The organism is Pseudomonas resinovorans NBRC 106553, assembly GCF_000412695.1.
In the GTDB taxonomy this organism is placed as follows: domain Bacteria; phylum Pseudomonadota; class Gammaproteobacteria; order Pseudomonadales; family Pseudomonadaceae; genus Metapseudomonas; species Metapseudomonas resinovorans_A.
Genome location: NC_021499.1, coordinates 2,621,719 through 2,639,571, shown reverse-complemented (window position 1 = coordinate 2,639,571; position 17,853 = coordinate 2,621,719). Strand labels below are relative to the sequence as shown.

At 65.8% G+C, this 17,853-nt stretch carries 16 protein-coding genes; 3 read left to right on the top strand and 13 right to left on the bottom strand.

Annotated elements, in window-relative coordinates; translation table 11 throughout:
- Window positions 1–80: 80 nt before the first annotated feature.
- The 4 genes from PCA10_RS11880 to PCA10_RS11865 form a co-directional block, all read right to left on the bottom strand.
- Window positions 81–1,133 (bottom strand): beta-keto acid cleavage family enzyme, encoded by a 1,053-nt coding sequence (locus PCA10_RS11880; RefSeq protein ID WP_041770671.1) that lies wholly within the window; start codon window positions 1,131–1,133, stop codon window positions 81–83.
- Between the two features lie 69 nt (window positions 1,134–1,202).
- Window positions 1,203–2,051 (bottom strand): TauD/TfdA dioxygenase family protein, encoded by an 849-nt coding sequence (locus tag PCA10_RS11875; RefSeq protein ID WP_016492326.1) that lies wholly within the window; start codon window positions 2,049–2,051, stop codon window positions 1,203–1,205.
- Between the two features lie 11 nt (window positions 2,052–2,062).
- The gene (locus PCA10_RS11870; protein ID WP_016492325.1) at window positions 2,063–3,043 is read right to left on the bottom strand and encodes a quinone oxidoreductase family protein; all 981 of its coding nucleotides are present in this window, start codon (window positions 3,041–3,043) and stop codon (window positions 2,063–2,065) included.
- A 145-nt stretch (window positions 3,044–3,188) separates the two neighbouring features.
- Window positions 3,189–4,208 (bottom strand): hypothetical protein, encoded by a 1,020-nt coding sequence (locus PCA10_RS11865; protein WP_016492324.1) that lies wholly within the window; start codon window positions 4,206–4,208, stop codon window positions 3,189–3,191.
- A 284-nt stretch (window positions 4,209–4,492) separates the two neighbouring features.
- Here PCA10_RS11865 and PCA10_RS11860 point away from each other — a divergent pair, with 284 nt between their 5' ends.
- Window positions 4,493–4,858, top strand: a complete 366-nt coding sequence (locus PCA10_RS11860; RefSeq protein WP_016492323.1) for a hypothetical protein — start codon at window positions 4,493–4,495, stop codon at window positions 4,856–4,858.
- 68 nt (window positions 4,859–4,926) lie between these two features.
- Here the strand turns inward: PCA10_RS11860 and prpD are convergent, their stop codons facing one another.
- Window positions 4,927–6,411, bottom strand: coding sequence for a 2-methylcitrate dehydratase (gene prpD / locus PCA10_RS11855; RefSeq protein ID WP_016492322.1), 1,485 nt, complete (start codon window positions 6,409–6,411; stop codon window positions 4,927–4,929).
- Between the two features lie 123 nt (window positions 6,412–6,534).
- On the opposite strand from prpD, the gene PCA10_RS30725 reads away from it, so the two are divergent.
- Window positions 6,535–6,684: a hypothetical protein gene (locus tag PCA10_RS30725; protein ID WP_016492321.1), complete on the top strand. Its 150-nt coding sequence runs from the start codon at window positions 6,535–6,537 to the stop codon at window positions 6,682–6,684.
- A gap of 221 nt (window positions 6,685–6,905) precedes the next feature.
- Here the strand turns inward: PCA10_RS30725 and PCA10_RS11850 are convergent, their stop codons facing one another.
- The 3 genes from PCA10_RS11850 to PCA10_RS11840 all read right to left on the bottom strand — a co-directional run bounded on the left by PCA10_RS11850 (window position 6,906) and on the right by PCA10_RS11840 (window position 10,983).
- Window positions 6,906–9,296, bottom strand: a complete 2,391-nt coding sequence (locus PCA10_RS11850) for a TonB-dependent siderophore receptor (protein ID WP_041770667.1) — start codon at window positions 9,294–9,296, stop codon at window positions 6,906–6,908.
- Between the two features lie 158 nt (window positions 9,297–9,454).
- Window positions 9,455–10,408 (bottom strand): FecR family protein, encoded by a 954-nt coding sequence (locus PCA10_RS11845; protein ID WP_016492319.1) that lies wholly within the window; start codon window positions 10,406–10,408, stop codon window positions 9,455–9,457.
- Between the two features lie 83 nt (window positions 10,409–10,491).
- The gene (locus PCA10_RS11840) at window positions 10,492–10,983 is read right to left on the bottom strand and encodes a sigma-70 family RNA polymerase sigma factor (protein ID WP_016492318.1); all 492 of its coding nucleotides are present in this window, start codon (window positions 10,981–10,983) and stop codon (window positions 10,492–10,494) included.
- 187 nt (window positions 10,984–11,170) lie between these two features.
- Here PCA10_RS11840 and PCA10_RS11835 point away from each other — a divergent pair, with 187 nt between their 5' ends.
- Complete coding sequence (locus PCA10_RS11835; RefSeq protein ID WP_016492317.1) at window positions 11,171–11,740, top strand: COG3904 family protein; 570 nt, start codon at window positions 11,171–11,173, stop codon at window positions 11,738–11,740.
- 310 nt (window positions 11,741–12,050) lie between these two features.
- Here the strand turns inward: PCA10_RS11835 and PCA10_RS11830 are convergent, their stop codons facing one another.
- The 5 genes from PCA10_RS11830 to psrA form a co-directional block, all read right to left on the bottom strand.
- Window positions 12,051–13,337: an OprD family porin gene (locus tag PCA10_RS11830; protein WP_016492316.1), complete on the bottom strand. Its 1,287-nt coding sequence runs from the start codon at window positions 13,335–13,337 to the stop codon at window positions 12,051–12,053.
- Between the two features lie 90 nt (window positions 13,338–13,427).
- Entirely contained in the window at window positions 13,428–14,255 is an 828-nt protein-coding gene (gene phnX / locus PCA10_RS11825) for a phosphonoacetaldehyde hydrolase (protein ID WP_016492315.1), read from the bottom strand.
- An 82-nt stretch (window positions 14,256–14,337) separates the two neighbouring features.
- A complete protein-coding gene (locus PCA10_RS11820; RefSeq protein ID WP_016492314.1) occupies window positions 14,338–15,219 on the bottom strand; it encodes a LysR substrate-binding domain-containing protein in 882 nt (293 codons plus the stop codon).
- 39 nt (window positions 15,220–15,258) lie between these two features.
- The gene (locus tag PCA10_RS11815) at window positions 15,259–16,560 is read right to left on the bottom strand and encodes an MFS transporter (protein ID WP_016492313.1); all 1,302 of its coding nucleotides are present in this window, start codon (window positions 16,558–16,560) and stop codon (window positions 15,259–15,261) included.
- Between the two features lie 114 nt (window positions 16,561–16,674).
- Window positions 16,675–17,766, bottom strand: coding sequence for an iron-containing alcohol dehydrogenase PsrA (gene psrA, locus PCA10_RS11810; protein WP_016492312.1), 1,092 nt, complete (start codon window positions 17,764–17,766; stop codon window positions 16,675–16,677).
- Between the last annotated feature and the right edge of the window lie 87 nt (window positions 17,767–17,853).

The following is a 17,853-nucleotide window of genomic DNA, read 5'->3' as shown; positions in this document are numbered from 1 at the left end:
TGTTGTCACGCTATCTGGCGCAACGGCGGTTGGCCGTTGCGCCCGGACCGGCCTTGTGGGCCGGCCCTTGGCTACGCAGGTCAGGTCCGCAGCGGGACGTGCTTCTGACCCGGCTGGCGGTTCGGCGCCATGCCGTTCATGCGCAGGGTTTCTTCCACGTCCTTGTACTGCACGCCGATCTTGTAGATCTCGCGCGCTTCCTTGCCAGAGGCGATCTCGCGGCCCAGTTCGTGGGCGATGCGTACCGTCTGCTGGATCTGTTGCACCGAAGTGAAACGCTTGCCGTGCTGGTCGATGATGGTGTCTTCGATGCCGACGCGCGGGTGCAGGCCCATCGCGAGCGCCATGGTGTTGAACGGTAGTACGTTCTTCAGCAGGGACTCGGCGGTGAGGGTGCCGCCGTTGGGCGCACGGTGGATGAAGTTGAAGAAGTTGAACGGGTTGGGGCCATCGAAACCGCCGCCGATGCCGATCCAGGTCAGGTTCAGCGGGCCCTTGTAGACGCCCTTGCGCACCAGGCGCTCGAGGGTTTCCAGGGCGTGCATGCCGGTGAGCTGGAAGTGCGGCTGGATGCCGTTGGCGGTGAGGCGCTTGAGGTGCTCCTCGACCCAGGCGGGGCCGGCCGGCACGGTCATTTCGCTGTAGGCGGCCTGGTACACCGGGTTCTCCAGGGAGGTGCCCTTGAGGTACTCGGGATACAGCAGCTCCATGATGTTCATCTGGGTGGTGTTGATCGCCACCGTCACCTGGTCGGGTTTCGGGGTCAGCTCGGCCAGCATGTGACGGGTGTCGTCGGACAGCCACTTGGCCGCCTCGCCTTCGCCCTCGGGGGCGAAGGAGATCGAGCCGCCCACCTGGATGATCATGTCCGGTACGGCTTCACGCACGCCGGCGATCAGTTCGTTGAACTTGGACAGGCGCTTGGAGCCGGTGCCATCGAGTTCGCGCACGTGCAGGTGGAGCACGGTGGCGCCCGCCTCGTAGCAGTCCACGGCCTTCTGGACCTGTTCGTCCATGGTCACCGGGATGTCTTCGGGGAAGTCGGCCGGCATCCACTCGGGGCCGTAGGGGGCCACGGTGATGACCACCTTTTCCATGTTTTCCGGGTGCAGCGAGTCGTCGAAGAATTGCATGGGAATGTTCTCGTTCAGGTCTTGTTCGGCAGATGAGGCCGGCAGCGCGCCGGCCAGGCGGATCACAGGTCAGAAAGGCGTGTCGCCGATGATTCCGGCACGCTCCATCTTGCGATCGCAGGGTGGGTAATCCATGACCGCGTAGTGCTGGGTGGATCGGTTGTCCCAGATCGCCATGCTGTTCTTCTTCCAGCGCCAGCGAACCTGGTATTCCGGGACGTAGGCCTGGCTGATCAGGTAGCGCATCAGGTCACTGCCGCCCATGCTGAAGTCCTGGCCAAAGCGCACACGCTCGGGGGTGTGGTAGTTGGTGAAATGGGTGGCGAAGGCGTTGACGAACAGCACCCGCTCGCCGGTTTCCGGGTGGATGCGCACCACCGGGTGCTCGGCGTCCGGGTACATGGCCTTGAGCGCCAGGCGCTTCTCCGTGGGCATGGCGGCGCCGAAGCTGGCCTCGATGCTGTGGCGGGCGCGCAGGCCCTCGATGCGCTGCTTCACGTCTTCGGGCAGCTTCTCGTAGGCCAGGGCCATGTTCGCCCACATGGTGTCGCCGCCCACCGGCGGGCATTCCACGCAGCGCAGCACGCAGCCCATGGGCGGCACCTCGCGCCAGGTGGCGTCGGTGTGCCAGGCGTTCTCGTAGCGGTCGTTGGGCTGCTCGGGGTTCTTGTAGATGCGCACCAGGCCCGGGTGTTCCGGGTCGCTGCCGGCCACCGGATGGTCTTCCAGCTCGCCGAAGCGACGGGCGAAGGCCACATGCTCGGCACGGCTGATGTCCTGGTCACGCAGGAACAGCACCTTGTGCTTGAGCAGCAGGGACTTGATCTCGGCGAACAGGTCGTCGTCGCGGGACGCATGGCCCAGGCTCACGCCGCTGATTTCAGCGCCGATGGCGCAGGTGAGTTGCTCGACTTTCATGCTCAGCGCCCTCAGATGACGAAGATTGACGAGCCGGTGGTCTTGCGCGACTCCAGGTCCCGATGGGCCTGGATCGCGTCTTCCAGCGCGTAGTGCTGGTTGATGTCGATGTTGATGCGGCCGCTGCCGACGTGGTCGAACAGCTCGCCCACCAGCTCGGCCTTCTCCGCCGGGTCGGCGATGTAGTCGGCCAGGGCCGGACGAGTGATGTACAGCGAGCCTTTCATGGCCAGCAGCACGGGATCGAAGGCCGGGATCGGGCCGGACGCGGTACCCACGCACACCATCAGGCCGCGACGCTTGAGCGAGTCCAGCGACGCCATGAAGGTGCTCTTGCCAACGCTGTCGAACACCACGTCGACGCCGCGCCCGCCGGTCAGCTCGCGTACGCGCTGGGCAATGTCTTCGTCGCTGTAGTTGATGACGTGGTCGCAGCCATGGGCCCTGGCGACTTCCGCCTTGGCTTCGCTGGACACGGTGCCGATCACGTTCAGGCCCAGCAGCTTGGCCCACTGCGAGACGATAAGCCCCACGCCGCCAGCGGCGGCGTGCAGGAGAATGCTGTCGCCTTCCTTGAAGTCGTGGATGCGGCGCATCAGGTAGGCGGAGGTCAGGCCGCGCATGGTCATGGCCGCCGCGGTTTCGAAGGCGATGGTCTCGGGCAGCTTGATCAGCGGCGCTGCCGGCACCAGGCGCTCGGTGCTGTAGGCGCCGAGGGTGTTGAGGAAGCCGGTGTAGGTCACGCGGTCGCCCAGGGCCACGTTGTTTACGCCCGCGCCCAGTGCCACCACCACCCCGGAGGCTTCGACACCGATGCCGTTGGGCAGCGGGATGGGATAGGTGCCATTGCGGAAGTAGGTGTCCGCGTAGTTCAGCCCCACGGCAACGTGGCGAATACGAACCTCACCGGGGCCGGGATCACCGACCTCGACTTCTTCATAGCGAAGTACTTCCGGGCCCCCGGATTCATAAAAACGAACGGCTTTGGCCATGCCTTTTCTCCAATCTCGATTCTTGTCGTCGGGTCACGGACCCATGGATTGGACTCTAGGCATCCCCCCCTGGCGATGCTTCACATCGCACGACAGGGGCTTTTCATTTCGTGACAGGCCGCCGCTGGGCCGCGGCCAGGGGTGGCTAGTCCCAGGGCACCGGCACCACCCTGGGGGCCGGCTCGAACGGGATGGGCTGGGTTTTCGGCTGGCCGAGGCTGCGCTCCACCTGCCCGGACAGGTGGAACACCCCGGCCATCACGCCGGTGTCGTGGTTGCGCATCAGCTCCAGCCATTCCTCGTCGAAGGCCTCGCTGAGGCTCTTGCGCAGCTTCGCCTCGCGCTCGGGCCGCGATTCTTCGTTGAGCATGGCGCTGATCCCGGTGAAGCCGAAGGACAGCACCGGGCCTGCGACCTTGCCGAGCATGCTGGTCACCACGCTGGCGGCGCCGCTGGTGGCCATTTCCGAGGTCAGTTGCTCGCTGGTCTCATGGGTGATCGACGACAGCCCGGCATCCGTCGCCCAGGCCCCGGCGCCGCTGGGGGCGTTGCGGATGTGCTGCATCAGCCCGGCGAAGGCCGGCAACTCTTCCAGCGGATCGCTGTTGAGCACCTGGAACAGCGAGGCGCGCTGCCCCGGCGGCGCCAGCTCGATGGCCGGGATCTTCTGCAGGTGCTGGTCGAACTGGTCGGCGGGCACGCCGAAGCGCGTCGGGATCTGCTGCAGGCTGTGGTCGAGCTGCTGGATATACAGGCGGGTGGCCTGCTCCATGATGTCGTCCGGGTCCAGCTCGCGGGACACCGGTTCCAGCACCTGTTCGTCGTACTCCTCCTGCAGGTAGCTGGCCAGCCGATTGACTATTTCCTCGCGCTCGCCATTGGCGTCCAGGCGGTACCAGGTGACCTTCATGCCCAGCCACTTGCGGGTCCAGAAGCTGGAGAACCAGGGCAGGAATTCGGCGTCGGTGCGCTGGTAGACCAGGTCCATCCAGCGTTCCATGGAGTCCTGGGCGTAGGTGCGGGCATGGTCGGTGGCGACCAAGGATGCGGCGGCGATGTCCCGGTCCACCTGTCGCCAGGTGCTCTGGGACACGACGACCGGTGGCGCCGGCGGCGGCTTCGAGGCACAACCGCCCAGCGTCACCGCGAGGATGACGATCAGCATGAACAGCAACCTGCCCGGCGGTGCATGGCGCCAACCGGGCAATTGGCCCACCCCGCGTGCGGGAGGGCCGGGCGCAGCGCTCATATCGGTTCGTCCGCCCCTGGGCTCTCGCAGCCCAGGTCTTGTCAGTATAGAAAGCGCCCCCACCCCCGAGTTCCTATCGGACGCACTGCACCACGGAGCAAATCCGCCTCCGCTGTGGTCTGAGCACTGGCCAGACCGCCGACGGCGAAGCAGCGCCCGGGGCTGGCCATCTCCAGCCGTATCGGAACAGAGGAAAACAAATGAAAACAGGCCCGCTAGTGGGTGTGTTTCTCCTGGTCGCCGCCCTTGGCGGCACCCTTCAGAGCGCCCAGGCCTACCACAGAAGTGACAGGGACGATGGCAGGGTCGAGCAGTATCGCGACGGCCCCTGCCGGGTGAAGGAGATCACCGACCGCGGCTATTACCGCAAGGTCATCCGCTGCCCGGACGGGCGCGGCAAGACCTGGCGCCGGGGCAACTGGCAGCGCGACTACCGCGAGGGCTCCTGCCGGGTTCGCCTCGATGCATCCCGTGAGGTCTTCAGCAAGGAACGGGTCTGCGGCGGACGGGATCGCGACCGCTACGACCGCGACTACGACCGCGATCACGATCACTACCGCGACTGAGCCCCCCTGCTGGGCGCCTGGGTGGCAATCCCCCCGAAGGGATTTCCACCCCGTTCACTCACCGCGCTTCAACCGACGAACAGCTCGACGAACTCGTTCACCGGCATGGCCTCCAACCCCGCCTGGTCCTGGCAGAGGGCGAAGATCCGCGCGCAGCGCTGGGGCACGAAGTGGCTTTCCAGGGCAGCCCTGAACTTGGCCTCCAGCAAGGGAATGCCCTCGGCGCGCCGGCGCCGGTGACCGACCGGGTATTCCACTTCCATTTTCTCGGTGTGCCGGCCGTCCTTGTAGAACACCTGCAGGGCGTTGGCGATCGAGCGCTTATCGGCTTCCAGGTATTCGCGGCTGTAGCGCGGGTCCTCGACTATTTCCATGCAGTCGCGCAGGCGGTCGATCACCGGGTGGCTGCGGTGGAAGCCGTCTTCGTAGTGCTCCGCCTCCAGCGTGCCGTAGGCCAGGGCCACCGCCGTCATGTACTGCAGGCAATGGTCGCGGTCGGCGGCGTTGGCCAGGGGGCCACTCTTGGAAATGATGCGGATGGCCGATTCCTGGGTGGTGATGACGATGCGGTCGATTTCCGTCACCCGGTTGCGCACCTGGGGGTGCAGGCGCACCGCCGCTTCGCAGGCGGTCTGGCCGTGGAATTCGGCGGGGAAACTGACCTTGAACAGGATGTTCTCCATCACGTAGCAACCAAAGGGCTGGGGCAGGCTGAACTGGCGCCGGTCCTCGGCTTTGGTGGCCATGTCCTTGTTGGTGTGGCTGTAGAGGACGTCGTAGAAGCCCCACTGGGGCGCGCTCAGCACGCCGGGTATGCCCATTTCGTCGCGCAGGGCGATATCCGCCAGGCGCACGCCGCGACTGGTGGCGTCGCCGGCGGCCCAGGACTTGCGCGAGCCGGCGTTGGGCGCATGGCGGTAGGTGCGCAGGGCCTGGCCATCCACCAGGGCATGGGAAATGGCCGACAGCAGCTGCTCGCGGTTGGCCCCCATGAGCCAGGCGCAGACGGCGGTGGACGCCAGCTTGACCAGCACCACATGGTCCAGGCCCACGCGGTTGAAGGAGTTCTCCAGGGCCAGCACGCCCTGGATCTCGTGGGCCTTGATCATGGCCTCCAGCACCCGGCGCACGGGTAACGGTTCCTTGCCATGGGCCAGGTTGCGCTGGGACAGGTGGTCGGCGACGGCGAGGATGCCCCCCAGGTTATCCGACGGGTGCGCCCACTCGGCCGCCAGCCAGGTATCGTTGAAATCCAGCCAGCGGATCATCGCGCCCAGGTCCCAGGCCGCCTTGACCGGGTCGAGCCGGAAGTTGGTGCCAGGCACCCGCGCGCCCTGGGGCACGACAGTGCCCTCCACCAGCGGGCCGAGGAGCTTGCTGCATTCGGGAAAGCGCAGGGCCAGCAAGGCGCAGCCGAGGCTGTCCAGCAGACAGTTGCGCGCGGTATCCAGCGCCTCCACGGACTCCACCCGGTAGTCCAGTACATAGTCGGCGATGGTCTGGATCACCTGGTCGTAGGGCGGGCGCTGGTTCTGGTCGACATTGGCGCTCATGGTCGGATCTCCACGTCAGGCGATCCAGACAGTGTATGCCGCCCCCGGGGATTCGACCGACGGCCGCTCGCAACGCGGAGATTGTGCTGCGCTTGAAGGAAGGCATCCCCAGGAGCAGCCGCGATGAACAGCGACCCCAACGTCCGCACGCCCACCCCGCCGCCCCGGCCACCGGGCCCCAGCCAGCCGCCGGAACAGGTGCCGGCGGCTGACGTGAAACGCATCAGCGACAACGCGCCGAGCAAGGACCGCAAACCCGACGATTGGGATTGAGCCCCGGCCCGTGTCCGCCGGGCGGTCGCAGGATGGGTAATTGATGTGGGGGCGAATTCATTCGCCAACCGGACCGCAGGTTCGGCCATCGACCTGCAATGGGGCAACTGCGTTGCCCTTGGCGAATGAATTCGCCCCCACAGGGTTCGCCCATACAGGACGGATTGATGGGTATCGCTTCGCTCAACCCATCCTACGGCCTGCTCGGAAAAACCCCTTCGTCAGAACCCCACGCTGGCCTGCACGTACACCGTGCGCGGCTGGCCCACGTAGATGCCGGCGTTGTTGTCGCTGGAGCGGGTGAAGAAGCGCTTGTCGAAGATGTTCTTCATGCCCACGCCCAGCTTCAGGTTGGACAGCTGCTCGCCGAAGTCGTAGGCGCCACGGGCGTTCCAGGTCACGTAGCCGGGAATGTCGCCGAACTGGCCGTCGGCGGTCGGTTCGGTGATGTAGTCGCCGGTGAAGTTGCCGTTGCCGTCGATGCCGGTGCCCGGCGCGCGCTGGCCGGACTGGGCGTAGCCGTCGAAGTTGTAGGTCCAGCGATCCACCTGGTAGCGCAGGCCGATGTTGGCCACGTTGCGCGAGTAGAACGGCAGGTCGCGGGTGCGGAACCCCGGGATGTCGCCCTCGTAGGTGGCGCGGGTGAAGGTGTAGGTGCCGGTCAGGCTCAGGCCGGCGAGCACCTCGTCCAGGTCGTAGCGGCCGGAAAGCTCCAGGCCCTGGTGCTTGGTGGCGCCCAGGTTGGTCCAGCCCACGGAGTTGCTGATGTACTGCAGCTCATGGTCGAAGTCGATGTAGAACAGCGTGGCTTCGCCGCCCCACTTGCCATCGTTGTAGCGGGTGCCGATCTCGTAGGTCTTGGCCTTTTCCGGTTCCAGGCCGTTGGCCGAGTTGTCGCCGGTACCACCCTGGCCGATCTGGAAGTACTGCAGGCTGCCGAAGGATGTCTCGTAGTTGGCGAACAGCTTCCAGGCGTCGGAGACGTGGTACATCACGCTGATGGCCGGCAGCGGCTCGTTGTAGTCCTTGCTGCGGTTCTTCTCCTGCGTGGGCTGGCCGTTGGTGCCGAGCACCGGGCGATCGCGCCAGTCGGTGTTGATGCTCTCGAAGCGCACGCCGGGGGTGATGGTCCAGTTGCCGACGTCGATCTTGTCGTCGATGTAGAAGGAGTTGGCCTCGGTGTTGCCGGTGCGGTCCTGGTACACGTGGCCATCGGCCGACGGGCCGGGGGTGGGCGTCGGGACGTTGTCCACCAGGGTCACGCGGCTGGTCTGCTCGCGCATGGATTCCTTCAGGTAGCGGTAGCCGACCCCGACTTCGTGGGTGCTGTCACCGGCGAAGAAGATGCGCGAAAGCCGCGGCTCGATACCGTAGGTGTAGTAGTTGCGCGGGAAGGAACTGAGGAAGCGCTGGTCGCGGGTGGCGATGTTGCTGCCACGAAAACTGTCGGTGTAGTAGGTCAGCACTTCGAACTGGGTGACGTCGTCGATCAGGCGCAGGTATTTCAGCGAGACATCCTTGCGGCGGCCGCTGAAGTCGTCGTGGTCGCGGTCCGACTGGAAGGGATCGTCGTCGTACTGGGCCTGGGTCAGGCCGCCGGGCATGTCGGCGGTGGCGTCGTAGTAATGGAAGTTCAGCGCCAGGTCGTCCTGCTCGGTGGGCGCCCAGTGGGTCTTGAGCATGACGTCGTCGATATCGTTGCGGTTGTTGCTGTCGCGGAAACCGTCGCCATTCACGCTCGAATAGAGCAGCGCGGCACCCATGCCGTTGTCGGCGGTGCCGCCGATGAAGGCGCTGTTGAGGAACTTCGGACCGCCATGGCCGGTGTCTTCGATGGTGCTGGACACATCGCCCGAGTAGGTTTCCGGAATCGCGCGGGTGACGAAGTTGATGACCCCGCCGACGTTCTGCGGGCCATAGCGCACGGAACCGGCGCCACGCACCACGTCGATGCTGTCGAGGTTGCCGACGGAGATGGGCGCCATGGACAGCTGCGGCTGGCCATAGGGCGCGAATGCCGCCGGCACGCCGTCGATCAGCACGGTGGAGCGCGGCGACAGGCGCGAGGTAAGGCCACGCACGCCGAAGTTCAGGGCGATGTCGCTGCCGCCGGTGCCGTTGGAGTCCTGTACCTGGACGCCGGGCACCGAACGCAGCGCGTCGCGCACGTTCATTGCGCCCTTCTCGATCATGGCCTCGCGGCGTACCACGGTGCGCGCGCCGGGGTGGTTCTGCACCACGCTTTCTTCGGCGGTGCCCAGCCAGTCACCCACCACGTTGATGCTGGACGCCGGCAGCTCCATGGCCGAAGCGCCTTCGTCAGCGGATACCCGACGCAGGATGGCGGTGCCGTCGGCCAGGTCGAAGGTCAGGCCGCTGCCGTGCAGCAGGGTCGCCAGGACCTCTTCCGGCAGCAGGCTGCCGTCCACCGCCGGGGCTTGCTTGCCCGCCACCAGGTCGGGGCTGAAGAACAGCTGCAGCGAAGTCTGCTGGCCCAGCTGACCCAGGGCGCCGGCCAGGGACTGCGCCGGGATATGGATGTCCATGCGCTCGGACGCCACGGCGCCGACGCTGCCCAGGGCCAGGGCGATGGCCAGGCTCAGGGGCAGCAAGCGCTGTGCGCGGGCGGTCTTGCGGGTGGATGCAGGCGATTGCGGTTGTTGCTGTTGATCGTTGTTCACGTTCGTCCGGTCCTGAAATGAAATGCCCGGCCAGGCGGCGGGCGCGAAGAGTCGGACGAGAAGACGTACGAGCTGAAAAAAACCTGAATCTAAAACGAAATTATTTCGCTTGAGCCATCAGGAAGGGTCCTGACCTTGACCGGCAGGATGCGTGGCAGGGCCGCCAGCAAGGCGTTGGTATCGTCGGCGCGGAACACGCTGGAGAAGCGCAGGTTGGCCACTTCCGGCGCTACGCGCAGGGGGTGTTCGCGGTAGCGGGACACCTCTTCCACCACCTCGGCCAGGGGCACGTCGTTGAAAACCAGCTTGCCCTGGCGCCAGGCGGTGATGCTGGCGATGTCGATGCGCTGCACCGGGCCCAGCGCGCCGTCAGCCGCCACGCGAACGCCGTCGCCGGCCAGCAGCGGCCGGCTGGCCTCGCCCTGCCCGCTCGCGACCAGCACCCGGCCCGATTCCACCGCCACCCGCGTGTCGCGGGTATCGCGGCGTACGTTGAAGCGGGTGCCGGTGACCGTCACGCGGCCCGCTCCGGCCTCGACCACGAAGGGCCGCGCCTTGTCCGGGGTCACGCTGAACATCGCCTCGCCGGCTTCCAGCCGCACCAGGCGGCGCTCGGCGCTGAATTCCACGCTGACGCGGGTGCGGCCATTGAGTTCCAGGGTCGAGCCGTCGGCCAGGGCCACCTGGCGCCGCTCGCCCAGCTGGGTCGCGTAGTGTTCGCCGCGCAGGGAGAACGGGTCGAACAGGTAGCTGGCGCCACCGGCCAGCACCACACTGGCGGCCGCCGCCAGGGCGCCCTGGAGGAAGCGGCGTCGGGTCGGCAAGGGCGTGACCTCGGCACTGCAGAGTGCGCGCAGGCGTTGCTCGGGAATCAGGTCGGCGGCATTCCACAGGCGTTCCAGCAGCTCGTACTCCGCGCGATGGGCCGCGTCCGCCGCCAGCCAGGCGTCGAAACGGTCGCGTTCCTCGGCGCCCTGGTCCGGTTCACGATTGCGGCTGAACCAGTAGGCGGCCTCGTCGGCTGCCGTGCGCTCAACGCTCATCGAGTCGCCATCCGGGTGGCGGGTGTCAGGCTGCGGTGCTTGTCCATGTCTCGGGTCCTGCTGCCCTGTGCTGTGTGTCCGGCTCATGAGGCGCTCAGGTCCAGGCGCTCACGCAGATGGCGGAGGGTGCGCATCATATACCGCTCGACCATGTTCCTGGACAGCCCCAGGCGCTCGGCTATCTCGGCCTGGCTCAGGCCTTCGAGTTTCTGCCAGACGAACACCTGGCGGCAGTTCAGGGGCAGTTCCGCCAGGGCCTTCTCGATGGAATCGGCTAGCTGGACGGCGTGCATGTAGGACTCGGGGTCGTCTTTCGCCTCCTCGCCCTGCTCGGCGATCCCCAGCTCCAGCTGCACGCGGCGCTCCTCGCGGCGATAGTGGTCGATCGCGATGTTGCGGGTGGTCTGGTGCAGGTAGGCGCGGGGCTGCTGGACCTTGCCCTGGTCGGTTTCCAGTACCTTGACGTAGGCGTCGTGGGCGAAATCCTCGGCGCGATGACGATTTCTCAGGCGGCGCGTCCAGGTGCCGATGAGTTCTTCATAGTGCTCGAAGAAGCCGGGAGTGCGCTGCGGCATCTGGAATGGGAGGGGCCTGGGACGGAAAGCCGCGAATGATAATAGCTCTCAAGTATTCCCGCAATTTCCCCTCATCCACCGCCGACACCCGGCCGACGAATCGCCTCGTCCGGCCATCTGGAGCCCCGTCACCTTTGCAGGTATCTTCTGCAGCAGTCGCCAATTGCCACCAGGAAATGCCCGCTCCATGAGTCGTACCCTATTCCAGGCCGCCCTCCTCTGCCTGGCCGCCGCCAGCTCGACGGCCGCCCTCGCCAAGGTGGAAGTGCAACCCGTCCAGCACGACAAGGCCGGCCTGATCCTGGCCGTGCAGATCTCCGAAGACATCGCACCCGGCGACTACGAGGCACTGATGAAGGGCCTGCGCGCCAACCCCGGCAAGTTCGCGCGCAAGCTGGTGATGCTGGACAACATTGGCGGCAGCGCCAGTGAAGCCATCCGCATGGGCCGCCTGCTGCGGGAAACCGGCTTCGACGTGATGGTGCCCACCGACGGCGTGTGCCAGGGCAGCTGCGTCTACCTCCTGGCTGCCGGGCTCAAGCGCACGGTACGTGGCTATGTCGGCCTGCACCGCCCCTACTTCCCCCAGGGCGACTCCGCCCTCGCGGCCACCAGCGGCAGCCGCTACAGCCCGGCGGCCTACCTCAAGGACATGAACGTCCCCCTCAGCCTGCTGGACGACATGAACAGCATCGAGCCGACGCGCATGCGCGTGCTGACCCGGGACGAGCTGGCCAGGTACCGGTTGAACCTGTAGTCCGCCCTCCCCCCCTGGCCACCCATCCCTGGCCCGGATGCAGTGCGTAGGGTGGATGACGCTTTTTTCATCCACCAGCGGAGCTCGGTTCAGCGGCGATGGTGGGTCGATGAAGCGTGCCCCACCCTACACGGCAGTCCCGGATTTCATCCGGATCTACAGCCCACGGATGGATGATTCCCCGTGAGCCACGGGTCGAATAAAAGAGGTCGTCTCGCCAACGAAGAGCAACCCGACCGTTCTTCGTTTCAGGCTGGCGGACGACCCAAAGGAGCAACGGGCCGTGCTCAGGCGGGGCGTTGGTAGCGCCTCACAAGCTGATCACGTAGCTGAGGATGACGCGGTTCTCATCGGCACTGTCGGCATAGTTGGAACGGTTCGTGGCGTTCCGCCAGCGTAGCGACAGGTTCTTCAACGGACCGGACTGCACCACGTAGATGATGTCCGAACTGCGCTCCCACTCATGCCCCTTCTCATCCCTGGCCCGCAATTGCGCGGACTTGCTGGTGGCGATGTTGGTGGGGTCGACATCGTCACCGTTCACATAGCGCAGGTTGAGCGTCAGGCCGGGAATGCCCAGGGCGGCGAAGTCGTAGCCATAACCGGCATAGACGGCGCGCTCGTTGGCCAGGGAGAAGGTGCTCACCAGCATCTCGCCGAACAGGTAGGTATCGGTACCCGTGAGGTAGGCGAAAGCGGTGTCGCCGCTGCCTTTCTGGTAACCGGCGCTCAGTGCATGGCCGTGGAGGCTGTAGCCGAAGTTGCTGCTGAAGGTGCGGTTGTCGACGTCGCCGGCCAGTTCGCGGCCCGAGCCCCGGGCGTCGAAGTAGCGCATCTCGGCGAAGGCCTTGCCGGCCCCGACGGGTGCGTTGAATTTCAATCCGTAGTAGTCGCGGCGGAAGATGTCGTCGAGTTCGCTGGCATGGAAGGACAGCACCAGGCCTGGCAGCGCCTGGTAGTCCACCCCACCATAGATCTGGTGATCGCCCGTGGCCGAAGCGGCATATCCACCGAACTGGGTGGTGACCGAAAGGTCCTCGGAGTTGGTCGAGTCACGCAGCTTGACCGAGTCGACGCGTCCCAGGGTGAGGGTCAGCGGGTCCAGATCGCGGGATACCAGCTGCACACCGTTGAAAACCTGGGGCAGCAAGCGGCTGTTGTTCGACGCCATCAGTGGCAGCACGGGATTCAAGCCGCCGATGCGCAGCTCGCTTGCCGCAATCCGCGCCTTGGCCGTGACCGCCAGCTTGGAATAGTCATCCGCCGCGCGCTTGTCCGCGCCTCGCGGCAACAGGCCCGTGCCGCTCCGGTCCGGGCTGGAGTCGAGTTTGATGCCCAGCATGCCGATGGCGTCCATGCCGAAACCGACCGGGCCTTCGCTGTAGCCGGACTGAAGATTGAGGATGAAGCCCTGGGCCCACTCCTCGCGCTTCGACTGGCTGGGTGTTCCATCACGAAAATCGCGGCTGTAGTAGAAGTTGCGCAGTTCCAGGCTGGCCTTGGCGTCTTCGATGAGTCCAGCCGACGCACTGCTGGCGCCACCGGCCAGGCAGAGGCAAATAACGGTGTTCAGGGAGCGATGAGGTCTTGTTGTCATTATGTCCTGATCCCTTTTCTGGGTTGGTCCCCGATCACGGGGCAAGCGAAGCCCTGGCCGGCCAATGCCGGCCAGGGATACCGCTGTGAATCAGCTGGCCTGGGGCATCTCGCCACGGGCCAGGCGCTTGTTGATGTCCTCGATCACCGCCGGCAGCTCGGCGATGGTGTCGATCAGGTAGTGCGGGCGGGAGGGTTCGAACATCTGGCCGATGCGCGCGCGCTCGGCGTCGAGCTTGTCCGCCGGCAGGGCCTTGAACTGCTCGTACGTCAGGCCAAGGGCGTTGCCCGAGCAGGTCAGGGCCACGGTCCACATGCCGGCGCTGCGGCCTTCGAGGATGCCCGGCCAGGTGTCGTCCACCTTCACGCAGGCGGCCACGTCGTCGATGCCCAGGGCAATCACGTTGGCCAGGGACTGCGCCGGGTATGGGCGGCCGTTGGGCACTTCGTCGGTGGCGACAACGTGGTCCGGCACGTAGCCGTTCTCCCGGGCCATTTCCACCACCTTGGCCATCACTACCGCCGGGTAGCCGGAACAGGTGCCGATCTTCAGGCCGTCTTCCCGCAGTGTGGCGATGGCCTCCAGTGCGCCGGGGATCAGCGCCGAGTGCAGGCCGATCTTCTCGATCTGCAGCGGCATGAAGCGTTCGTAGATGGCGGTGACGTCGTCGTCGCTCGGCAGGCGGCCGAAGGCGGCGCGGTAGCGTTCGCCGATGGCCGGGATGTCGCAGAGGGTGCGGATGTGATCCCACTTGCCCATGCCCATGGGGCCACGGGCTTCTTCCAGGGACACGGCGACGCCGAACTCGGCGAAGGCCTCGACGAAGATCTGGGTCGGCGCGAAGGAACCGAAGTCGACGACGGTACCGGCCCAGTCGAGGATCACGGCTTTCAGGTGGGTGGGTTGCTGGTAATTCATGGTGGATCTCCAGTTCAGGGATGAGAGGGGCCGCTCCTCGCGATATGAGGAGTCCGGCTGGATGGCTGAGGGTCAGGTTGAATCAGGGTGGTGGTGCGGGCGGCTGCGCGCAGGAGTCGAACAGTTCGCCGATGATTGGCCGATTGCGGCGGATCGCCAGGCAGCAGAGGTAGTAATCGATGTGGAAGGGATGGTCGACGAAGGTGATCGGCCGGGTGCCGGGCAGCTCGGCGTACTCAACGGCGGAGACGAAACCGATGCCTATCCCCTGGGCGATGGCGTGCACGATCGCTTCGCGACTGTTGAGTTGCATCACGCAGTTGAGTTCGACGTCCAGCTGCCGGCAGCCCTCCTCGACCAGTTGCCGGGTTCTCGAACTGCTCTCGCGAAGGACCAGTTTCTCCTGGCCGATCTCCCGCGCATGGACTTCGCTCTGGCGGGTCCAGGGATGGTCGTCGCGGACCACCGCGATGATCGGATAACTGCGGTAGAGCTGGGTGCTGAGGCGGTGGTCGAACTCCGACAGGGCCAGGATGGCGACATCGATATCGAAGTTGTACAGCCGCTCCAGCGTGTCGCTTTCGGTGTTGAAGGAGGTTTCCAGCTCGATGTGCGGATAACGCTGCATCAGCTGGTAGGTCAGGTTCATCGCGACCGGCGGCGATACCGCGCCGAGGCGCAGCATGCCGGCCTTGCGCTGCTTGAAGCTCTGCAGCAGTTGCACCGCCTCGTCCTCCTGGCCGAACAGCCCCTGGGTGATCGCGTAGAGCTCGTGGCCCGCGGCGCTCAGTTCGATGAAGCGCCCACGGCGGTGAAAGAGTTCCACGGAGAACTGCTTCTCCAGCGAGCCGACCTGCTCGCTCACCGTGGGCTGGCCAACGCACAGGTACTCCGCCGCAAGTGTGAAGCTGCCCGTTCTGGCTACGGCATGAAAGGAGCGGAGCCACTTGTGGTACTGGTACATGAGGAGTCCCGGTCGTTGGCCAATGGGTGGATGTGAAGGTCAGCGTCGCACGAACAGCGCGACCAGGGCGCTGCTGAGGCAGGCACCGGTAACCACGACGAAGATAAGCGAGGTATTGCCGCTGATGTCCAACAGACGCCCGATCAGCGGCTCGGCGAGGCCCGCGAACAGGTAGGACGAGAAGTTCATCACACCGGTTGCCGTGCCGGCCCGCTTCGCGCCGACCAGGTCCGGGCACAGCGCCCAGAAGCTCGACGCCGGGCCGTAGACGAAGAACCCGCAGAGGAACAGCGCCACCAGGCCGATGGTGCTATGGGCCGGCAGGCTCCACATCCACAGGCTGGTGGCAGCGCCGAGGACCATGTAGAGCATGATCGCCAGATAGCGCTTGGAGCCGAACAGCTTGTCCGAGACCCAGCCGTTGCTCAGCGCACCCACCGCCATGCCCACCGGCAGCGCCACGGTGATCCACTTGGGATCGAGCCAGCCGTCGCCGCCACTCTTCCAGTCGGCGCCGAGGAAGTGCACCGGCACCCAGACGATCAGGCCGTAGCGGGCGGCATTCTGGAAGCCCAGGGAGATGGCCGCGATGATCAGCTTGGTATTTTTCAGTACCGCCTTGTAGCGCTGCCCGGAGGTTTCCACCTCGCCCTGCGCCGCTTCCTGCCCCTTGTCGTTGGCGTTCGCCACCCCGGTATCGGCCAGCGGTTCGAACCCCAGGTCCTGGGGCCGCTCGCGGGCGATCAGGAAGAACAGGATGCCGCCAGCCAGCATCAGCAGCACTGGCAGACGGAAGATCCAGCGCCACTCCAGTTGCAGCACTTCGAGCACGACGATGGAGGTGACGTAGGAGAGAATCGAGGCACAGCCTGCGGCGAACACATAGAAGCCGTAGACCTTGCCGCGCTCCGACACGCCCCACCAGTTCGACAGCAGGCGGCTACCTGGCGCCCAGCCAAGGGCCTGGAAGTAGCCGTTGATGCCCCAGGGCAGGATCAGGCTCATGAAGCCGCCGGCGAAGCTGGTGAGCCAGTTGGCGCCGCAGGACAGCACGGCGCCCAGGCTCATGATGCGACGGCCGCCGAACTTGTCGGCGAGGTTGCCGTTGATGGCCTGGCCGATGGCGTAGGTCCAGAGCATGGCGGTGGATACCCAGCCAAGGGTTTCCTTGCTGAGGCCGAATTCGGCCTGCATGCCGGGGATGGCGAAACCGAAGGTCTGCCGGCCGGTGTAGAAGAACAGGTAGCAGAACATCGCCGCCAGCAGCATCCGCCACTGGGCGACGCGGAACGAGGGAGCATGGGGTACGGCCAGGCCGGACAGGGTCTCTGCACGATTCATGAGTTTTTCCTTCTTGTACGTTCCCACCGGCCAAGGCCAGTGGGTGCACTCTTTTATGGTGCAACAGGAAAGGTCCGCGGCGGCAGCCGCGGCCGGGTACGGGGCGGCAGCTCTTTAAGCGGCTCGCGAGCCGATGAAGTTCCTGCCTCGTGCGCCCTGCATGGCGAACTCGATGATCGCCTCGGCTTCCTTGGCTGTCACGCCGTAGTCGCCGAACTCGGTCTTCACGTCGAGGCTATGGAGAAATTCCCGCAGGCGCGCCTGGGCCTTGTGCAGGTCCGGCCCGAACACCCGTTGCAGGGTGCGATCGCGCGCCTCGTCGCGGCCCCAGGCCAGGCCAAGCACCAGCGGCAGGGTGAAGGAGCAGGCAATGCCATGGGGCAGCCCGTAGCGCAGGGTCATTTCGTAGGAAATCGAGTGCGCCAGCGCGGTCTTGGTGTTGGAGAAGGCCATGCCGGCCTTGAGTGCGGCCTGGGCCATGCGCGAGCGCAATTCCCGATTGCCGAGGTCGCGGCGCAACTTCGGCAGGCAATCGAGGATGTCTTCGATGGCGGAAATCGCGAAGGTGTCGGAGATCGGGTTGGCGTTGACGTTCCAGATCGATTCCAGGGCGTGGGACAGCGCATCCAGCCCGGTGGAAACGGTGACGCCGGCTGGCACCGTCATCATCAGTTCCGGATCGACGATGGCCACCTTCGGCCAGGTGCAGTCCAGGTGCAGGGAGTACTTCTTCTGGCCGGCGGTATCCCAGATGGTCGCCCAGGGGGTCACTTCACTGCCGGTACCGGCGGTGGTGGGTGCGGCGATCAGCGTCTTGGCGCGGGCCGGCACGAAGGGTCGGCCGCTGGAGAGCAGTTCCAGCAGGTCGTCGAAGCTACCGGACTCGGTGCCGACGATCAGCGCCTTGGCGGTGTCGATGGCGCTGCCGCCACCCACCGCGATCACGGTCTGGCAATCCGCCGCCTCGCGCCAGAAGCGCTCGTAGGTGTCGCGCAGCTGGGCGACATCCGGGTTGGGCTGGACATCCTCCACCACATGCACCAGGCGCTCACCGAGCAGGAGCTGCAGGCGGTTCAGCAATCCCAGGGCGCGGGCTTCGGGAAAGATCACCAGGGCGACGTCCTGGTTGGCGGTGAGGGACGCAAGCTCACGGAGGCTGCCACAGCCGAAACGCGTATCGACCGGATTATGGAAACGGGCAGTCATGATGGCTCCTTTGTTGTTGTTGTCGGAAGGTGGGCGCATGGTCAGCCCTGCCCGACAACGGCTCAAATCGATTAATCGAAGGTCGGC